Source organism: Bacillus sp. R45 (assembly GCF_021729365.1).
In the GTDB taxonomy this organism is placed as follows: domain Bacteria; phylum Bacillota; class Bacilli; order Bacillales; family Bacillaceae; genus Bacillus; species Bacillus velezensis.
In genome coordinates this window covers 1605880-1622617 of the sequence record NZ_CP091421.1, presented here as the reverse complement: position 1 = coordinate 1622617, position 16738 = coordinate 1605880, and the positions used below count along the sequence as shown (strand labels likewise).

At 46.1% G+C, this 16738-nt stretch carries 15 protein-coding genes; all 15 read right to left on the bottom strand.

What is annotated here, in order from left to right; all coding sequences use genetic code 11:
• Positions 1-184: 184 nt before the first annotated feature.
• The 15 genes from L3V45_RS08200 to cheW all read right to left on the bottom strand — a co-directional run bounded on the left by L3V45_RS08200 (position 185) and on the right by cheW (position 16727).
• A complete protein-coding gene (locus tag L3V45_RS08200; RefSeq protein WP_003154199.1) occupies positions 185-4498 on the bottom strand; it encodes a PolC-type DNA polymerase III in 4314 nt (1437 codons plus the stop codon).
• A gap of 111 nt (positions 4499-4609) precedes the next feature.
• A complete protein-coding gene (locus L3V45_RS08195; RefSeq protein WP_234949691.1) occupies positions 4610-6304 on the bottom strand; it encodes a proline--tRNA ligase in 1695 nt (564 codons plus the stop codon).
• 31 nt (positions 6305-6335) lie between these two features.
• Complete coding sequence (gene rseP, locus L3V45_RS08190) at positions 6336-7604, bottom strand: RIP metalloprotease RseP (RefSeq protein WP_007611459.1); 1269 nt, start codon at positions 7602-7604, stop codon at positions 6336-6338.
• Positions 7605-7610: 6 nt separating this feature from the next.
• Positions 7611-8762 carry a 1-deoxy-D-xylulose-5-phosphate reductoisomerase gene (dxr, locus tag L3V45_RS08185; protein WP_003154208.1) on the bottom strand — a complete coding sequence of 384 codons (1152 nt, stop codon included), beginning with the start codon at positions 8760-8762 and terminating at the stop codon, positions 7611-7613.
• Positions 8763-8817: 55 nt separating this feature from the next.
• Complete coding sequence (locus L3V45_RS08180) at positions 8818-9615, bottom strand: phosphatidate cytidylyltransferase (RefSeq protein ID WP_021734132.1); 798 nt, start codon at positions 9613-9615, stop codon at positions 8818-8820.
• A gap of 3 nt (positions 9616-9618) precedes the next feature.
• On the bottom strand, positions 9619-10401 hold the full coding sequence (locus L3V45_RS08175) for an undecaprenyl pyrophosphate synthase (RefSeq protein WP_003154211.1): 783 nt from the start codon (positions 10399-10401) through the stop codon (positions 9619-9621).
• Between the two features lie 125 nt (positions 10402-10526).
• Complete coding sequence (gene frr, locus L3V45_RS08170) at positions 10527-11084, bottom strand: ribosome recycling factor (RefSeq protein WP_003154212.1); 558 nt, start codon at positions 11082-11084, stop codon at positions 10527-10529.
• A 2-nt stretch (positions 11085-11086) separates the two neighbouring features.
• Positions 11087-11809 (bottom strand): UMP kinase, encoded by a 723-nt coding sequence (gene pyrH, locus L3V45_RS08165; RefSeq protein ID WP_003154213.1) that lies wholly within the window; start codon positions 11807-11809, stop codon positions 11087-11089.
• A 145-nt stretch (positions 11810-11954) separates the two neighbouring features.
• Positions 11955-12836: a translation elongation factor Ts gene (tsf, locus tag L3V45_RS08160; protein ID WP_003154214.1), complete on the bottom strand. Its 882-nt coding sequence runs from the start codon at positions 12834-12836 to the stop codon at positions 11955-11957.
• A 99-nt stretch (positions 12837-12935) separates the two neighbouring features.
• Positions 12936-13676: a 30S ribosomal protein S2 gene (gene rpsB, locus L3V45_RS08155; protein ID WP_003154215.1), complete on the bottom strand. Its 741-nt coding sequence runs from the start codon at positions 13674-13676 to the stop codon at positions 12936-12938.
• Between the two features lie 143 nt (positions 13677-13819).
• Positions 13820-14293 (bottom strand): DUF6115 domain-containing protein, encoded by a 474-nt coding sequence (locus L3V45_RS08150; protein WP_014305010.1) that lies wholly within the window; start codon positions 14291-14293, stop codon positions 13820-13822.
• 27 nt (positions 14294-14320) lie between these two features.
• A complete protein-coding gene (sigD, locus tag L3V45_RS08145) occupies positions 14321-15085 on the bottom strand; it encodes an RNA polymerase sigma-28 factor SigD (protein ID WP_003154217.1) in 765 nt (254 codons plus the stop codon).
• A 26-nt stretch (positions 15086-15111) separates the two neighbouring features.
• Entirely contained in the window at positions 15112-15612 is a 501-nt protein-coding gene (gene cheD / locus L3V45_RS08140; RefSeq protein ID WP_003154219.1) for a chemoreceptor glutamine deamidase CheD, read from the bottom strand.
• Positions 15609-16238 carry a CheY-P phosphatase CheC gene (gene cheC, locus L3V45_RS08135; protein WP_003154222.1) on the bottom strand — a complete coding sequence of 210 codons (630 nt, stop codon included), beginning with the start codon at positions 16236-16238 and terminating at the stop codon, positions 15609-15611. The genes cheD and cheC overlap by 4 nt, the downstream gene beginning before the upstream one ends.
• A 15-nt stretch (positions 16239-16253) precedes the next feature.
• Positions 16254-16727 carry a chemotaxis protein CheW gene (gene cheW, locus L3V45_RS08130; RefSeq protein WP_003154225.1) on the bottom strand — a complete coding sequence of 158 codons (474 nt, stop codon included), beginning with the start codon at positions 16725-16727 and terminating at the stop codon, positions 16254-16256.
• Between the last annotated feature and the right edge of the window lie 11 nt (positions 16728-16738).

The window sequence follows — 16738 nt, the reverse complement described above, 5'->3', positions numbered from 1 at the left end:
CTGCTTCTAAAGAGCAGGGGCATTGAGAAAACGATGGACATGTCGAGGCAAAATTGCCTGTTCAATACAAAAGAGCGGGTTTCCCCACTCTTTGCCTCGGTAATCGTTAGCATTTCCAATAAAACTATACCATAACCATATATTTAATGCAAATCAAACTCCGCTCGGAGGCTGTGCACAAAGCTTAAAACAGAGACAGCTGATTTTGGTCCGGAAGCGACTCAAGACAGCCGTGACGGTCTAAATACTCTAAAATGGTTTTTGACACTTTTCCTCGTTTTTGAAGATCCTCTTTTGAAAGGAACTCCCCTTCTTCCCGCGCTTTCACAATATTGAGAGCGGCGTTGGTTCCGAGTCCCGGAATTGAGTTGAACGGCGGGATGAGACTGTTGCCGTCAATGATAAATTCCGAAGCGCTCGAACGGTATAGATCGACCTTCTGGAAGGAATAGCCGCGCTCACACATTTCAAGCGCAAGCTCTAACACGGTAAGGAGGTTTTTCTCCTTCGGCGAAGCATCAAGCCCTTTAGAGCTGATATCATCCATCACCGCTCTGATGGCGGTTGAGCCTTTAATCATTGTATCAATGTCAAAGTCATCTGCGCGGACGGTAAAGTACGCAGCATAATATAAAAGCGCGTGATGCACTTTAAAATAGGCAATCCGCACCGCCATCAGCACGTATGCGGCGGCGTGGGCTTTCGGGAACATGTATTTGATTTTTTTGCATGAATCAATATACCAGTTCGGCACATTGTTCTTTTTCATTTCTTCTTCCCATTCCGGCGTCAGGCCTTTGCCTTTACGCACGAATTCCATGATTTTAAAGGCCAGTGAAGGCTCAAGGCCCTGATAAATCAAGTAAACCATAATGTCATCACGGCAGCCGATCACTTCGCTCAGTTCACACGTATTGTTGTGTATCAGTTCCTGCGCGTTGCCGAGCCATACGTCCGTGCCGTGGGAAAGCCCGGAAATCTGGACAAGCTCGGAGAACGTCGTCGGCTTCGTATCCTCAAGCATCTGCCGCACAAATCGCGTCCCGAATTCAGGAATGCCGAGCGTCCCCGTTTTACAGCCGATCTGCTCTTCAGTGACGCCGAGCGATTCTGTGCCTTGGAAAATCTTCATAACTTCCGGATCATCTGTCGGAATCGTCTTCGGATCAATTCCGCTTAAATCCTGGAGCATCCGGATGACTGTCGGATCATCGTGCCCCAATATATCAAGCTTCAGCAGGTTGTCATGAATGGAGTGGAAGTCAAAATGAGTCGTTTTCCATTCAGACCCCGTCGCATCTGCCGGGAATTGTATCGGGGAAAAATCGTAAATATCCATGTAATCCGGGACAACGATAATCCCCCCCGGGTGCTGGCCGGTCGTTCTCTTAACGCCGGTGCAGCCCTGCACCAGACGGTCGATCTCCGCGCCGCGCATGTGTAGGTTGTGATCACCCGCATAGCCTTTCACATATCCGTAAGCCGTCTTTTCCGCAACGGTGCCGATCGTTCCCGCGCGATACACGTTATCTTCACCGAACAGCACTTTCGTGTAGTTATGGGCATGGGGCTGATACTCACCTGAGAAGTTCAAGTCGATATCGGGTACTTTGTCACCTTTAAAGCCTAAGAACGTTTCAAACGGGATATCATGCCCGTCCTTTTTCAAAGGTGTGCCGCAAGACGGGCAGCTTTTATCCGGAAGGTCAAAACCGGAACCGACTGATCCGTCATTAAAGAATTCGGAATATCGGCAGCTCGGGCACACATAGTGCGGAGCGAGCGGATTCACTTCAGTAATTTCCGTTAAGGTCGCCACAAGCGATGAACCGACGGACCCCCGGGAGCCGACGAGATAACCGTCATCCAGAGACCGTTTTACAAGCTTATGGGAGATGAGATAAATAACGGCGAATCCATGACCGATGATGCTTTTTAATTCTTTTTCTATTCTCGCTTCCACAATTTCAGGAAGCTCTTCACCGTAAATGCTTCTGGCGCGCTGATAGCTCATTTCACGGATTTCTTCATCGGCTCCGTCAATTTTCGGCGTGTACAGATCGTCTTTGATCGGTTTGATCTCATTGATCATCGAAGCGACTTTCTGCGTATTGTCAACCACAATTTCTTTCGCTTTTTCCGCACCGAGAAAGGAGAAAGCATCCAGCATTTCATCTGTCGTTCTGAAGTGCACTTTAGGCAGTTCGTGCCTGTTTAACGGGTTGGCGCCGCCTTGGGAAGATATTAAGATCTTCCGGTAAATTTTGTCCTCATCGTTTAAATAGTGAACATTTCCGGTGGCAACGACCGGCTTATTCAATTTTTCCCCGAGCTTCGTGATGTTAGCGATGATTTCTTTCAGCGCTTTTTCATCCCGGACGAGCTCAAGCTGCAGAAGGTGTCTGTATACTTCCGGCGGCTGCACTTCAAGATAATCATAGAATGATGCGATATCTTCAACCTCTTCAGGTGATTTTTGCATCATGCCTTCAAAGACCTCTCCCCTGTCACAGGCAGAGCCGATTAACAGACCTTCTCTGTATTTATTAAGCTGCGACCTCGGAATGCGCGGCACTCTGTAGAAATATTGAATATGAGAAATGGACACGAGCTTAAACAGATTTTTAAGGCCGGTCTCATTTACGGCAAGCAATGTAGCGTGATAAGGCCTTGATCTTTGATAAGCATTGGATTGTCCCATATTCTCATTCAGCTGATCATGATAAAAAATGTCTTTTTCAGCGGCATCTTTGAGCATTTTCAACAGCAGGTAGCCCGTTGCTTCAGCGTCAAAGACCGCTCGGTGATGCTGGGTTAATTCGATATCAAACTTCTTACATAACGTATTTAAGCGGTGATTTTTAAATTCAGGATACAGGAAACGCGCGAGTTCCAGCGTATCAATGACTGGATTTTTCGCTTTTTCCGTTTTCAAAAGACGCTTGTACGCCACATTTAAAAATCCCATATCAAAGCTGGCGTTATGAGCCACAAGCACGTCATCGCCGATCCATTCTTTAAAATCCCGGACGACGTCAACGACATCGGGAGCGTCGCGGACCATGTCGTCCGTTATCCCGGTAAGCTCTATCGTCGTTGCTGACAGCGGATGGTGCGGATTGGCGAACGCTTCGAATTTATCGATGATTTCTCCGCCTCTTATTTTGACTGCGGCAAGCTCAATGATGGTGTCATATACTGCGGACAGACCTGTCGTTTCAACGTCAAAGACGACGTATGTGTCTTCTTCCAAAAGACGGTGAGCTGGATTGTATGCGATCGGAACACCGTCATCCACGATATTGGCTTCCATTCCGTAAATCATTTTAATGCCGTGTTTTTTCGCGGCGGAATAGGCATCCGGGAAAGACTGCACAACGGCATGATCAGTTAACGCAATCGCTTCATGTCCCCATTTTTTCGCCTGTTCGACAAGCTTTCCGATGCCCGTTACAGCATCCATTTGGCTCATCGGAGAATGCAGATGAAGCTCAACCCGTTTTTCGCCTTCAGGAGCGGTGTCTTCACGGGTTTTGGCTTTTATTTCATTCACGTCATTTGCAATCATGACGAGGTCTCTGACGAATGTATCGTTTTGAATGCTTCCCCGCGCCTTCACCCACATGCCTTTTTTCAGCGTTTTCATCAAAGCGGCGTCTTCTTTTTCTCTGGCGAACATTTTTACTAAAATACTGTTTGTATAGTCCGTGATTTTGAAAATACAGAGCGTGCGTCCGCTTTTCAGCTCGCGTGTTTCAGCATCAAACACAAACCCCTGCACCGTGATTCTTCTTTCTTCATCCATGATGCTGTCAAGCGTCCGGATTTCTTCGTTCTCTTTAATTTGATAGCCAATGACAAGCGGGCCGGACGGCGCTTGATCCTCATCGCCCTCTTTTTCCTTCTTCTCCATTTCGATAAGCGCCTGCATCGCCCGCTCCTGATCTTCAGCAAGCTTTTGCTCGCGGAATTTCTGGACTTCTTGGTCAGATACGAAAATTTCGGTATCCAGCTGCAGTTCCGGAAATCCGAATTGGCGATAGCTGTGCTGAATCAGTGCGCTGTATTTATTTTTGAGCGCCGATGCTTCTGTATCTGTTTTTGTTTTCACGATCAGTTTGTTTCCCTTGAGCTTCGGCTTCTGCTGATTCAAAAGAGCCACCATCGGCGGCGAGGTTCCTTCAAGCTCTTCAATACAGCGTGTCCAATAATCCTGTACAAGCTCCTCTGTCACTGTAGGATCGATGACCTGAACAGACGATGTGACACGGGCGATGTGAGCAAACGATTGTGTTAACCTCATCATGAATGAATCATATATTTGATACGGCAAAAGAGCCTTAAAGCGAAATTGGAAATGCCAGGCTTTTTCTGCTTTATGGATTGTCAGTTTATCAATCTCTCCGTCTTCAAAGTATGTCATGAAGGTATCATCTGTCATATTAAGCTGCTGCAGAAGAATCTGAAACTGTCTTCTGTTTACTGATAACTGTTCCATTCAGACAGTATCCCTCCCTTAAAACATCATAAGTGAAGGTACCTCCGCAGGTGATGAGGTACCTTCTTTTTTCTCTATTTTAACATGATTTTGTACGATTCGTTATGGTGATTACTTCGTCTTAATAAATTCAGAAAGCTCATTCACTGAAACTTCGGCAGATTCACCGGTTTTGCGGATTTTCACTTCTACGATGCCTTCGTCGGCACGTTTTCCGACAGTGATGCGGATCGGAAGGCCGATCAGATCAGAATCAGCAAACTTCACGCCTGCGCGTTCAGCGCGGTCATCGTATAATACCTCATAACCTTCTGCCTGGAATTTGCCGTAAAGCTGTTCAGCAAGCTCTTTTTGCGCTTCATTTTTCATATTCAGCGCCAAAATATGAAGATCATACGGAGCAACGCTCTTCGGCCAGATCAAGCCTTTTTCGTCGTGATGCTGTTCAGCGATGGCAGAAAGCGTTCTGGACACGCCGATTCCGTAACATCCCATCAGCATCGGCTGCGCACGCCCGTTTTCATCAAGGTATGTCGCATTCATCGCTTCAGAGTAACGCGTGCCGAGTTTAAAGACTTGTCCGACCTCAATCCCTTCAGCGAAACGGATCGTGCCTTTTCCGTCAGGTGACGGATCGCCTTCCTGAATGATTCGAAGATCGGCATACGCTTTTACAGACGCGTCACGTTCGATGTTTACGTTTCGGTAATGACGGTCTTTTTCATTCGCGCCGCAAACGGCGTTTATCATTACTTTCACGGCTTGGTCGGCATAAATCTCAATGTCGCCGGCAACGCCGATCGGCCCCGCAAATCCCGGCTCCGTGCCAAGTTTCTCCGCTACTTCTTCATGAGACGCAAGCTCAACCACTTCCGCGTTCAGAAGGTTTTTCACTTTCACGTCATTGACCTCATGATCGCCTCTTACTAACACGAGAACAAATCGGTCATCCGCTTTAAACAGCATTGATTTGATGCAGGCGCTCGGCTCGATCTGCAAGAACGAAGCGAGCTCTTCAATGCTTTTGACATTCGGCGTATCAATTTTCTCCAATGCCTCGGGTGTTTCATCTGACGGCTCGCTGTTCATGACAACTTCCGCCATTTCCGTATTGGCTGCGTAAGAGGATCCATCGGAATAAGCGATGGTATCTTCCCCTATTTCAGAAAGAGCCATAAATTCATGCGTGTCTTTTCCGCCCATCGCGCCCGAGTCGGCAATAACGGGACGGACGTTTAATTCACAGCGTGCGAAAATGCTGCTGTATGCGCCGTACATGTTTTGGTACGTTTCCTCCAGACTTTCTTCAGAAGCATGGAAAGAATACGCATCTTTCATGATGAATTCGCGTCCGCGCAATAACCCGAAACGCGGGCGTTTTTCATCTCTGAATTTAGACTGGATCTGGTAAAGAGTGAGCGGCAGACGCTTATAAGATTTCACCTCATCACGCACGAGAGAAGTAATGACTTCTTCATGTGTCGCGCCTAAAGCAAATTCACGGCCGTGGCGGTCTTTCAGACGCATTAATTCAGGCCCGTACGTATACCATCTGCCTGATTCCTGCCATGTTTCAGCCTGTTGAAGGGCCGGCATCAGCATTTCCACCGCGTTGATTTTTTCCATTTCTTCACGCACGATCTTCTGAATGTTTTGAATGACCCTGTAAGCCAGGGGCATGTAGCTGTAAACCCCGCTCGTATTTTGTCTGATAAATCCCGCTCTCAGCAGAAGCTTATGGCTTTTTGCTTCAGCATCAGCCGGCACTTCTCTCAGGGTCGGAATAAGCGTCAAACTTTGTCTCATGTCTTCGCACCTCTGATTTTTTACTAGTCAATTATAAGAATAAACGCTGGATATCGTTCCATGTGACAACCAGCATAAGAAGCATTAAGAAAGCTACGCCGATAAATACGACAAATGCTTCCTTGTCACGGTTAATCGGCTTGCCGCGGATTGCTTCTATGAATAAAAACAGCAGCCGTCCGCCGTCAAGCGCCGGTATCGGCAGCAGGTTGACGATTCCCAGGTTGATGCTTAAAAACGCCGCAAACTGGAATAGGTTGATAATACCGGTTTTTGCAACTTGATCCGTCATATCATAAATGCCGACAGGACCCGAAAGCATATCAAGCTTAAACTGGCCTGTCACAAGTTTGCTCAGATTGGTCAGGATCGCTTTTGTGACATCAACGGTAGATGTCGCGCCGTAAGCAATCGCTGCAAGCGCGCCTTTTTCAGTCGGCGCATAAGAGCCGAAGCGGCCGATTGTTTTTTTATTTTCATCTTTTACAGCTTCAGGTGTAACCGAGATATGAAACGATTTGCCATCCCGTTTGACGGCGACATCGATTTTTTTCCCGGGATTTTCTTTTACCGCTGTCACGATGTCGGTCCATGACCTCATTTTTTCACCGTTAATGCTCTGGATATAGTCGCCTTCTTTTAAACCTGCAGCAGCTGCGCGTCCATTGTCTGTCAGCTTCCCGAGCTCAGGCTGATTTGAAGGCACGCCTTGAATGAATCCGAGCATGACGAGAATGACATACGCTAAGATGAAGTTCATAATCGGACCGGCAGCAATCGCCTTAATCCGCTTCCATACGGGTTTAGACCCGAATTGTCGATTGTAAGGCGCAATCTGCACTTCTTCTCCGTCTACGATAAAAAAAGAGGTCTGACTGACAGTAAAGCCCGCCAGTTCATCTTCTTTCCCCTGCTCGTACCCGGTAATCTTCATTTCGTGCTCAAGATCAGCCGTCTCCACCTCGATAATTAAAGCGTCGGGATATTTTTCCTTTTGATTAATGATGACTTTTTCCACTTCGTCATCTTTATTAAAAAGAAGCCCGACGGTATAACCGGGTTTGACTTCGATCATCTCCGGGTCTTCACCGGCCATGCGGACGAACCCTCCGACCGGAAGGAGTCTGATCGTATACACGGTTTCATTCTTTTTAAATGAAAAGATTTTAGGGCCGAAGCCGATCGCAAATTCACGGCAAAGGATTCCCGCTCTTTGGGCGAGCAATAAATGCCCGAGCTCATGGAAAAAAACGAGCGTTCCGAAAATAATAATAAACGCGATAACTGTATTCACGAACATACCACCTTATGTGAGTATTGAATTAACGTATCCCCGGGTGTCTTTGTCCACTTCTTGGATATCCGCAAGACTCGGATCCTGAATTACGCTGTGGCGGTCCAATGCTTTTTCAATCAGGTCCTCAATCGATAAGAATGAAATCCGTCCGGCAAGAAAAGCGGCAACGGCTTCTTCGTTGGCCGCATTTAAAACCGTCGGCATCGTTCCCCCTATTTTACCTGATTCAAAGGCAAATTGTAAGCAGCGGAACCTTTCAAAGTCAGCTTTCGCAAAATGAAGGCTTCCGATCTCCCATAATTCAAGCCTTTTTGTTTCAGGCAGAGGCAGCCGGTCCGGATATGTCAGCGCGTATTGAATCGGCACCCTCATGTCCGGATTTCCGAGCTGGGCGATGACGCTTCTGTCGTGAAATTCAACCATCGAATGAATGATGCTCTCTTTATGTAATACAACGTCAATCTGTTCATACGGAATGTCAAACAGCCAATGCGCTTCAATGACTTCAAGCCCTTTATTCATCATTGTAGCCGAGTCAATCGTAATCTTTGCACCCATCGACCAGTTCGGGTGATTAAGGGCGTCGGCAATCGTTACAGACTCAAGCTCCTGCCGCGTTTTATCCCTGAAACTGCCGCCGGATGCCGTAATGATCAGGCGCTCGATATTTTTGCTCTGTTCGCCTTGCAGCGCCTGAAAAATAGCGGAATGTTCGCTGTCAACCGGAAGAAGAGGAACACCGTATCGTTTTGCGTGTCCTTTCACTATATGCCCGGCAGTGACGAGAGTTTCCTTATTTGCAAGCGCAATTGTTTTTTTCTGTTCAATCGCTTTCAAAGTCGGGATTAAACCGACGCTTCCAAGCAGCGCATTGACCACGATATCCACTTCGTCCATGACTGCCGCTTCAATCAGGCCTTCTTCTCCGATGCCGATTTGACATTCATGCGAAAAAGACGCTTCTTTCACTTTTTGATATGTATCCATGTCGCCGACTGCTACATATTTCGGCTGAAACGTTCTGATCAACGGGATCGCTTTCTCGGCGTTTTTACCGAAAGTCATCGAGACGAGACGGAACTGATCTTGATGCATGCGCAATACGTCTAACGTCTGCTCCCCGATTGATCCTGTTGCTCCTAAAAGACAAATATTCTTCAAAATGCCACTCCCATTCTATGCGTCCAGATCGGTCTTATTTTCATATTAGCCTTTCTCATGAAAAAAGCGCAAGCAGAAAGTATAAGAACGGCATGACAAACAAAAAGCTGTCAAATCGGTCTAAAATGCCGCCGTGCCCGGGAAGGATTTTCCCCGAATCCTTCACATCATAGTGCCGCTTAAGCGCTGATTCAACCAAATCCCCGATCTGTCCGAACACAGACAGAACAAGCGTGATGACCAAAAGAACCGGATATGAAATCGGAAGGTGTGCAAACAGCTGAAAAACAGCCGTAAAAATAAGGGCGATGACTATACCGCCGAGAAACCCTTCCACTGTTTTGTTGGGACTGATTTCGGGCCACAGCTTCCGCTTCCCGAGCGACTTTCCGACGAAATATGCGCCTGAGTCCGTTGACCATATGACAACGCAGGCATAAAAGATATACAAAAGCCCGTTTGTTTCAATGTTTCTGATTTCAATAAAATAATGAAAACACAGTCCGATATATACCGTCGCGAGAACGATAAACCCGACTTCGTCAAACGTAAAGGTGTTTTTCACGAGCACCGTATAGCTGAGCAGAATCAATACGGCGAAAATCGTTACTTCCATTTTCGCATCGAAAAAATGATATTTGTCCGGCATCATATACAGCCATAACAACAAGAAGCTGATCAGACCCGGAAAAGAAAAAAATCTGAGCTTTTTCATCCGCAAAAGCTCAAAAAGCGCTATACTTCCCATCACGTAAACAAATACGGTGAACGGCAATCCTCCGAAAATAACCAAAAATAAAAATAGTGCCGCTGCCAGAACACCTGTTAACAATCTTTGTTTCATTTCCACCATCCTCTAAATTCCGCCAAACCTCCGGCCCCGCTGCTGAAATTCTCCCACTGCCTGCAGAAAGTGATCTTCTTTAAAATCGGGCCACAGGACATCTGTAAAAACAAATTCACTGTAAGCCACCTGCCAAAGCATAAAGTTGCTCAGTCTGATTTCTCCGCTCGTTCTGATGAGCAGTTCCGGGTCCTGGATTGATTCTGTCATTAAATGCCCGGAAAAGAGCGCTTCATCAATGTCTTCGATATTCAGCGTGCCGCTTTTCACCTGTTCGGCCAATGCTTTTGCCGCATTGACGATTTCCGTGCGTCCGCCGTAGTTCAAAGCGAAATTGAGAATCAGCCCGTCATTTTGTTCTGTATCTTTTACGGCCTTCTCAATCGCCCTGTACGTATGAGAAGGGAGCGCGGATTCATCTCCGATAATTTTCACCTGTACATTTTCCTCTATCAATTCAGGAAGATACGTATTCAGGAACTCTTCCGGAAGCTTCATCAAAAAGTCGACTTCCATCTTCGGTCGCTTCCAATTCTCCGTTGAAAACGCATAAAGAGTCAGAACTTTAACGCCGAGCTGATTTGCGAGCTTTGTCACCCTTTTTACCACTTTCATTCCTTCATGATGTCCGGCAATCCGCGGGAGTGAGCGCTTCTTCGCCCAGCGTCCGTTTCCGTCCATAATAATGGCAATGTGTGCGGGAATTTCACCCTTCAGTATGTCTTCTTTTGTATACCGTTCTAAGTTGGAAGCCGCATTCTGCTGATTCTTCCAATTTTTGAGTATGTTGAGCATGAGATTCCTCCGTCACCCAAAAAGGTTGCGTTGCTGATGATCAATGTAATCAACAGTATTAACAAAAAAACCCCCTGTAAACATGAGAGGGTCTTTTCACATTATCTATTGTACATAGTTTTTCATTAAACTTCCATGATTTCTTTTTCTTTGTCTTTCGTGACGCTGTCAATTTTTGACACATATTCATCTGTCAGCTTTTGAACGTCTTCACTGGAAGCACGAAGCTCGTCTTCTGTAATGTCCCCGTTTTTCTCAAGTTTTTTGAGGTCGTCGTTGCTGTCACGGCGGACATTACGGACTGCTACTTTCGCTTCTTCCGCGTATTTTTTCACGACTTTGACAAGTTCTTTACGTCTTTCTTCCGTCAGAGCCGGGATCGCGATGCGGATAATTGTGCCGTCACTTGTCGGAGTTACGCCAAGGTCAGCTTTCAGGATCGCTTTTTCAATATCGCCGATTGCCGTTTTGTCATACGGTGTGACAACAAGCATACGCGCTTCAGGCACATTGATGGAAGACAGCTGGTTTAAAGGTGTTTGGGCACCGTAGTATTCTACTGTCACTTTATCCAATAGAGATGGGTTGGCACGTCCCGCGCGGACTGACGCCAATTCACGTGAATAAGCGGCAACCGCTTTTTCCATGCGTTCTTTTGTTTGTGTTAATACTTCGTTTGACAACGTTATTTCCCCCTTACGATCGTTCCGATTGATTCGCCGATTACGGCACGCTTAATATTTCCTTCTTCCATAATAGAAAAGACGATCAGCGGAATATCATTATCCATACATAGTGAAGAAGCCGTAGAATCCATGACTTCCAGCCCGTCTTTTAACACATCGAGATAAGATAATTTTTCGTATTTAACAGCTGACTCATCTTTTCTCGGATCGGCATTATACACACCGTCGACATTATTTTTCGCCATTAAAATCACATCCGCTTCGATTTCAGCGGCACGCAGCGCTGCGGTTGTGTCCGTAGAGAAATAAGGGTTTCCCGTTCCCGCGGCAAAAATCACAACGCGTTTTTTCTCCAGGTGGCGGATGGCTTTTCTTCTGATATAAGGCTCAGCGACCTGACGCATTTCAATTGATGTCTGCACTCTGGACTGAATTCCGAGCGTTTCCAGGCTGTCCTGCAGGGCAAGTGAGTTCATGACAGTAGCAAGCATGCCCATATAATCGGCCGTCGCACGGTCCATTCCTAAGTCACTGCCTGTTTTTCCGCGCCATAAGTTGCCGCCGCCTACAACTACGGCCACTTCGACGTCAAGCTCAGCGATTTCTTTTACCTGTTTAGCGATGGATTGGATAACAGTCGGATTAATGCCGTTTCCCTGCTCTCCTGCCAATGCTTCTCCGCTAAGCTTTAAAACGATACGATTGTATTTTGGTTTTTCCATAATAACCTCCAAGTGTAAACATTGCCGTTTCCTATTATGCAAGAGAAAAAAAGGTTTGTAAATATAGTTTTAAAAATAGGGAACACAAGTAGTGTCCCCTATACTGCCTGAAAAGCCGCGAAAGATTCGCCAAGGCTTTCCGCCATTATTTTTTCACTTGGTTCATAACTTCTTCAGCAAAGTTTTCTTGGCGTTTTTCAATGCCTTCTCCAACTTCGTAGCGGACGTAAGTTTTAACAGATGCGTTTTTCGCAGCCACAACTTGTTTCACTTTTTCGTCTGGGTTTTTAACGAAAGCTTGGTCTAATAAGCAAATTTCTTCGAAGAATTTGTTCAGACGGCCTTCAACCATTTTAGCTACGATGTTTTCCGGTTTGCCTTCTTGAAGAGCTTGCTGAGTCAGGATCTGACGCTCATGGTTTGCTTCTTCTTCAGACACTTGGTCGCGGGAAATATAACGAGGATTTACCGCTGCAACATGCATCGCGATGTCTTTTGCAAGATCTTCGTCAGTTGTTCCGCTAAGAACGGATAATACGCCGATGCGGCCTCCCATGTGAAGGTAAGCACCGAACGCTTCGCTGTCTTCTTTTGTAAGAACAGCAAAACGGCGAAGAGTGATTTTCTCTCCGATTTTAGCAACGTTGCTTGTGATGTATTCTTCAACAGTAGAACCGTTTTCCATCTTTTGACCCATCGCTTCTTCAAGATCAGCAGGAGCGTTTGCAAGAAGGTGGTCAGCAAGCGTGTTCAGAAGCTCTTTGAAGCCTTCGTTTTTCGCAACGAAATCAGTTTCAGAGTTTACTTCTAAGATAACGCCTTTGTTGCCGTCAGTTTTAATAAGAGTAGAACCTTCAGCAGCGATACGGTCAGCTTTTTTAGCCGCTTTCGCAATTCCTTTTTCTCTCAGAAGGTCGATTGCTTTGTCCATATCTCCGTCAGTTTCAGTCAATGCTTTTTTACAGTCCATCATACCAGCGCCTGTTTTTTGACGCAGTTCTTTTACCTGCTGTGCAGTAATAGCCATTTGAATTCCTCCTTATATGTGTAAACAAGATATGTATAGATACATTTTTCTTGAAAAAAGGTGATAAAAGGCAGTCCCTCTTATCACCTTTTGATTAGGTTACGCAGTTGTCGTTTCTGTTTCAGGTGCAGTCTCTTCAGCAGCTTCCGCTTCTTCTTCGCCTTGCTTCGCTTCAAGAATGGCATCTGCCATTTTAGAAGTAAGAAGTTTGACAGCGCGGATTGCGTCATCGTTTGCAGGGATTACGACATCAATTTCATCAGGATCACAGTTTGTATCTACGATTCCGATGATAGGAATGTTCAATTTGCGAGCTTCCGCAACAGCGATGCGCTCTTTGCGAGGATCGATGATGAATAATGCATCAGGAAGATCCTTCATGTCTTTAATTCCGCCGAGGAATTTTTCAAGACGCTCTAATTCTTTTTTCAATTGAACAACTTCTTTTTTCGGAAGTACTTCAAATGTACCGTTTTCTTGCATTTTCTCGATGTCTTTCAGACGCTTAATGCGTTTTTGGATTGTTTCGAAGTTTGTCAGTGTACCGCCCAACCAGCGTTGGTTGACATAGTACATGCCAGAGCGTACAGCTTCTTCTTTAACAGAATCCTGAGCTTGTTTTTTTGTGCCGACGAAAAGGATTTTTCCGCCTTCAGCAGCAAGGTTTTTCGTGAAGTTGTAAGCTTCCTCTACTTTTTTCACTGTTTTTTGAAGGTCAATGATGTAGATTCCGTTACGCTCCGTGAAAATGTAACGCTTCATTTTTGGGTTCCAACGGCGTGTTTGGTGGCCGAAGTGAACACCAGCTTCAAGCAATTGTTTCATAGAAATAACTGACATGTGATTTCCTCCTAATAAAATGGTTTTTTTCCTCCGCTTAGGTCATTTTTGTGCAGAACTGCCGTTTGCAGCACCCTCTGCATAAATCGTTAAGCGTGTGTATTTAACACCAAGACATAATATAACACAGCTTTATGCGACAATCAAGAATCCTTTACAGCTTTGCCGCGAAATTTTAAAAACAGCTCGATTTCTGTCTTTCCGCTCTGCACCCGTTTGGCGATTTCCGCAGGGGTGAGCCCTTGTTCATATAATTCTGAAACACGTTCTTCAAACGAATGCGCGCCGTTGTTTTCGTCACTTTCAGCCCGTTCCGTTGCACTGATGAGCTTTTCCATGTGATCCGGAATATCAGGCTCTTTTTTCGGTTCCGGCCGGGGTTCGGCGTCTTCTGCGTCAGGCGCTTGATCATTCCGGCTTTTTGTGTCTTCGAGTCTTTCATTTTCTTCTTTCAGCTCAAGCAGAAACGCTGCAAGGGTGTTTTCCGTCTCTTCAAGAATCTTCTTCTGCTGGCGCTCCGTCTCCTTGAGGGCTGAAAACCTCGTGTACAGAATAATGACGGCATAAAGCAGTACGCCGTGAAGCACAAAGCTTAAAAGCCATAATAGTGTTGACATGTTTTTCACTCGCTAACCATGAGTTCATTATTGAATTACTTTTTCAAGCAGGTGCTTTAATTTAAACAGCGCCTTTGAATGAATCTGTGAAATCCGCGACGTCGAAAGGTTCAGGACTTGTCCGATTTCGGTCAAAGTCAGTTCTTCTTTATAGAATAAACTGACGACAAGCTGCTCTTTTTCAGAGAGCTCGTGAATTTTGCCCGCAAGCTGAGCGATCAGCTCGTCCTTCATGATTTTTTCTTCCGGCGGCACATTTTTGTCATCTCTGATCATCACTTGAATATTCTCACCGTCATCCTGGTCGTGAAGCTTTTCATCAATTGATAAGAGATTGGCAAAAAACCCTTCATTCATCGTTGATACTACGTCCTGCTCCGTCATCCCCAGCTCTTCTGCGATCTCTGAAGGCGTCACATTCCGAAGGTAGCGCTGTTCAAGTTTTTCGATTGCCGCTTCGACTTTTTTTGTCTTCTCCCGTGAAGTTCTGGGCAGCCAATCTTCTTTACGCAGCCCGTCGATGATTGCACCGCGAATTCTAAACGAGGCATAGGTATCAAATTTTAAATCCCGGCCGGGGTCAAATTTTTCTAGGGCATCATATAAACCAAGCATACCAAGGCTCATTAGATCGTCTTTATGCACCGATTTCGGCAGTCCGACGGAAATTCTGCCGACATGATATGTGACCAGCGGCATGTAACGGCGCATTAAATCATCACCGGCTTTAGGATCTTTCCACTCTTTCCAGCGCGACCAAAGCACCTGATCTTCATAATTCAAGGATTGCATTGTTATCCCCCTACCTCATACCTTTATTAAATCGTTGTTTCACCTTGTTTAACAGTTCGAATGTGCAGCATGCAGGACTTTGGCTCAAATTCAATCGTCCGGCCGCTTGAGCCGCCCGTATCTTCACTGATGACCGGAATGTTATACAATGAAAGCTGCTCTTTGATAGCCGCTACATTCCTCGGACCGATTTTCATCAGGTCGTTTGTCATTTTAAACTTAAACATCTCCGCTCCCCCGGCGAGTTTTGCCTTCAGGGCAAACTTGCGGCAGCCGGCTTTCAAAAGCATATCAATTGTCATCTTAACGGCGGTGTCCGCGTATTTTGCACGGTTGAGCTCCGCCGTTTTTGATAAACCGGAGTCCGGCAGCATGACGTGAACGAGTCCTGCCGTTTGTTTGTCTTTATCGTATAAAACCAGCCCCACGCATGAACCGAGTCCCGAAGTCCGGATTTTATCCGGATAACGCGCGACTTGAACATCCGCAATCCCCACTTTAACGACTGCGGCTTCCGCACGGCTCATAAAGCCGCACCCAATGAGACGAAGAGCTTTTCAAAAGAATCATAGTCCGGGAGCATAAACATATGGGCTTTGAGCTCCTGCCGGCTGCCCTGGTCAAAAATAGAAGTATCCACGACAATGGCATGCTCTCCGACTTGGCTGAGCTCCATCAGTCCTTCACTGATAACCGCGCCGAACATATCAAGTGAGATTTCCGGCACGCTCGGGTAAATCTCAAGCTTTGTCAAATCAGCCAATGCCGTTAAATAGGAGCCTGCTAAAATATTGCCGAACTCATGTAAAGCAGAAGAACTCAAATGATCTTCGCCCAACTGGTCAATATCAAAATCCGGATTTCCGATCAGCTCTCTGATAAACTGTTCCGCCTGATGGAAAGGCATGATGAGAAAGATAGAGCCTGTCATGTCGCCTTCCATTCTTAAAAAGATACTGGCGACCGGCGTTTCAGCCCCGCCGAAAAAATCAGCGAGCTCATCAAATGTCAATAAAGTCGCAAACGGCACTTCCATGTCTATCTTTCTGTTCAGCAGCTGAGCCATGGCAGAAGCCGAGTGACCCGCCCCGATATTTCCGACTTCCCGCAAAATATCCATCTGCTCTTCTTTGATCGCTTCAAACTTACTCATGTTGTCTTTTCCCCTTTAAGCATTCGGCTCTCCGGACGCAGATGCCGAAGCACCTTTATCCAGCACCGCATGCGCATCAATAATATTGAGGAGCCTGTTATCTTGCTTGACGATCTGTTTAATCCACACATCCGTTTCCTTTGTCTGGCTTTCAGGCGCGGATTCGATTTCATTTTCATGCACGGTGATGACGTCATTGGCCTCATCCACGACCCATCCGACATCGGCGTCACGGTAAGAAATGATGATAATCCGTGTCTCTTCTGTGATGTCCTGTTCAGGCTGGTTCAGACGTTTTCTTAAATCAAGAACCGGGGTAATTACTCCGCGCAGATTGATAACGCCGCGGATATACGATTCCACACCCGGGACCCTCGTCGGTTTTTGCCACTTTTCAATTGATTTCACCTGGGAAACTGAGATAGCGTATTCTTTCCCGTTTATCATAAACACAATCATTTTTTCACCTGTTTTGATTTCAGCAGTCATGCGGGCACCTC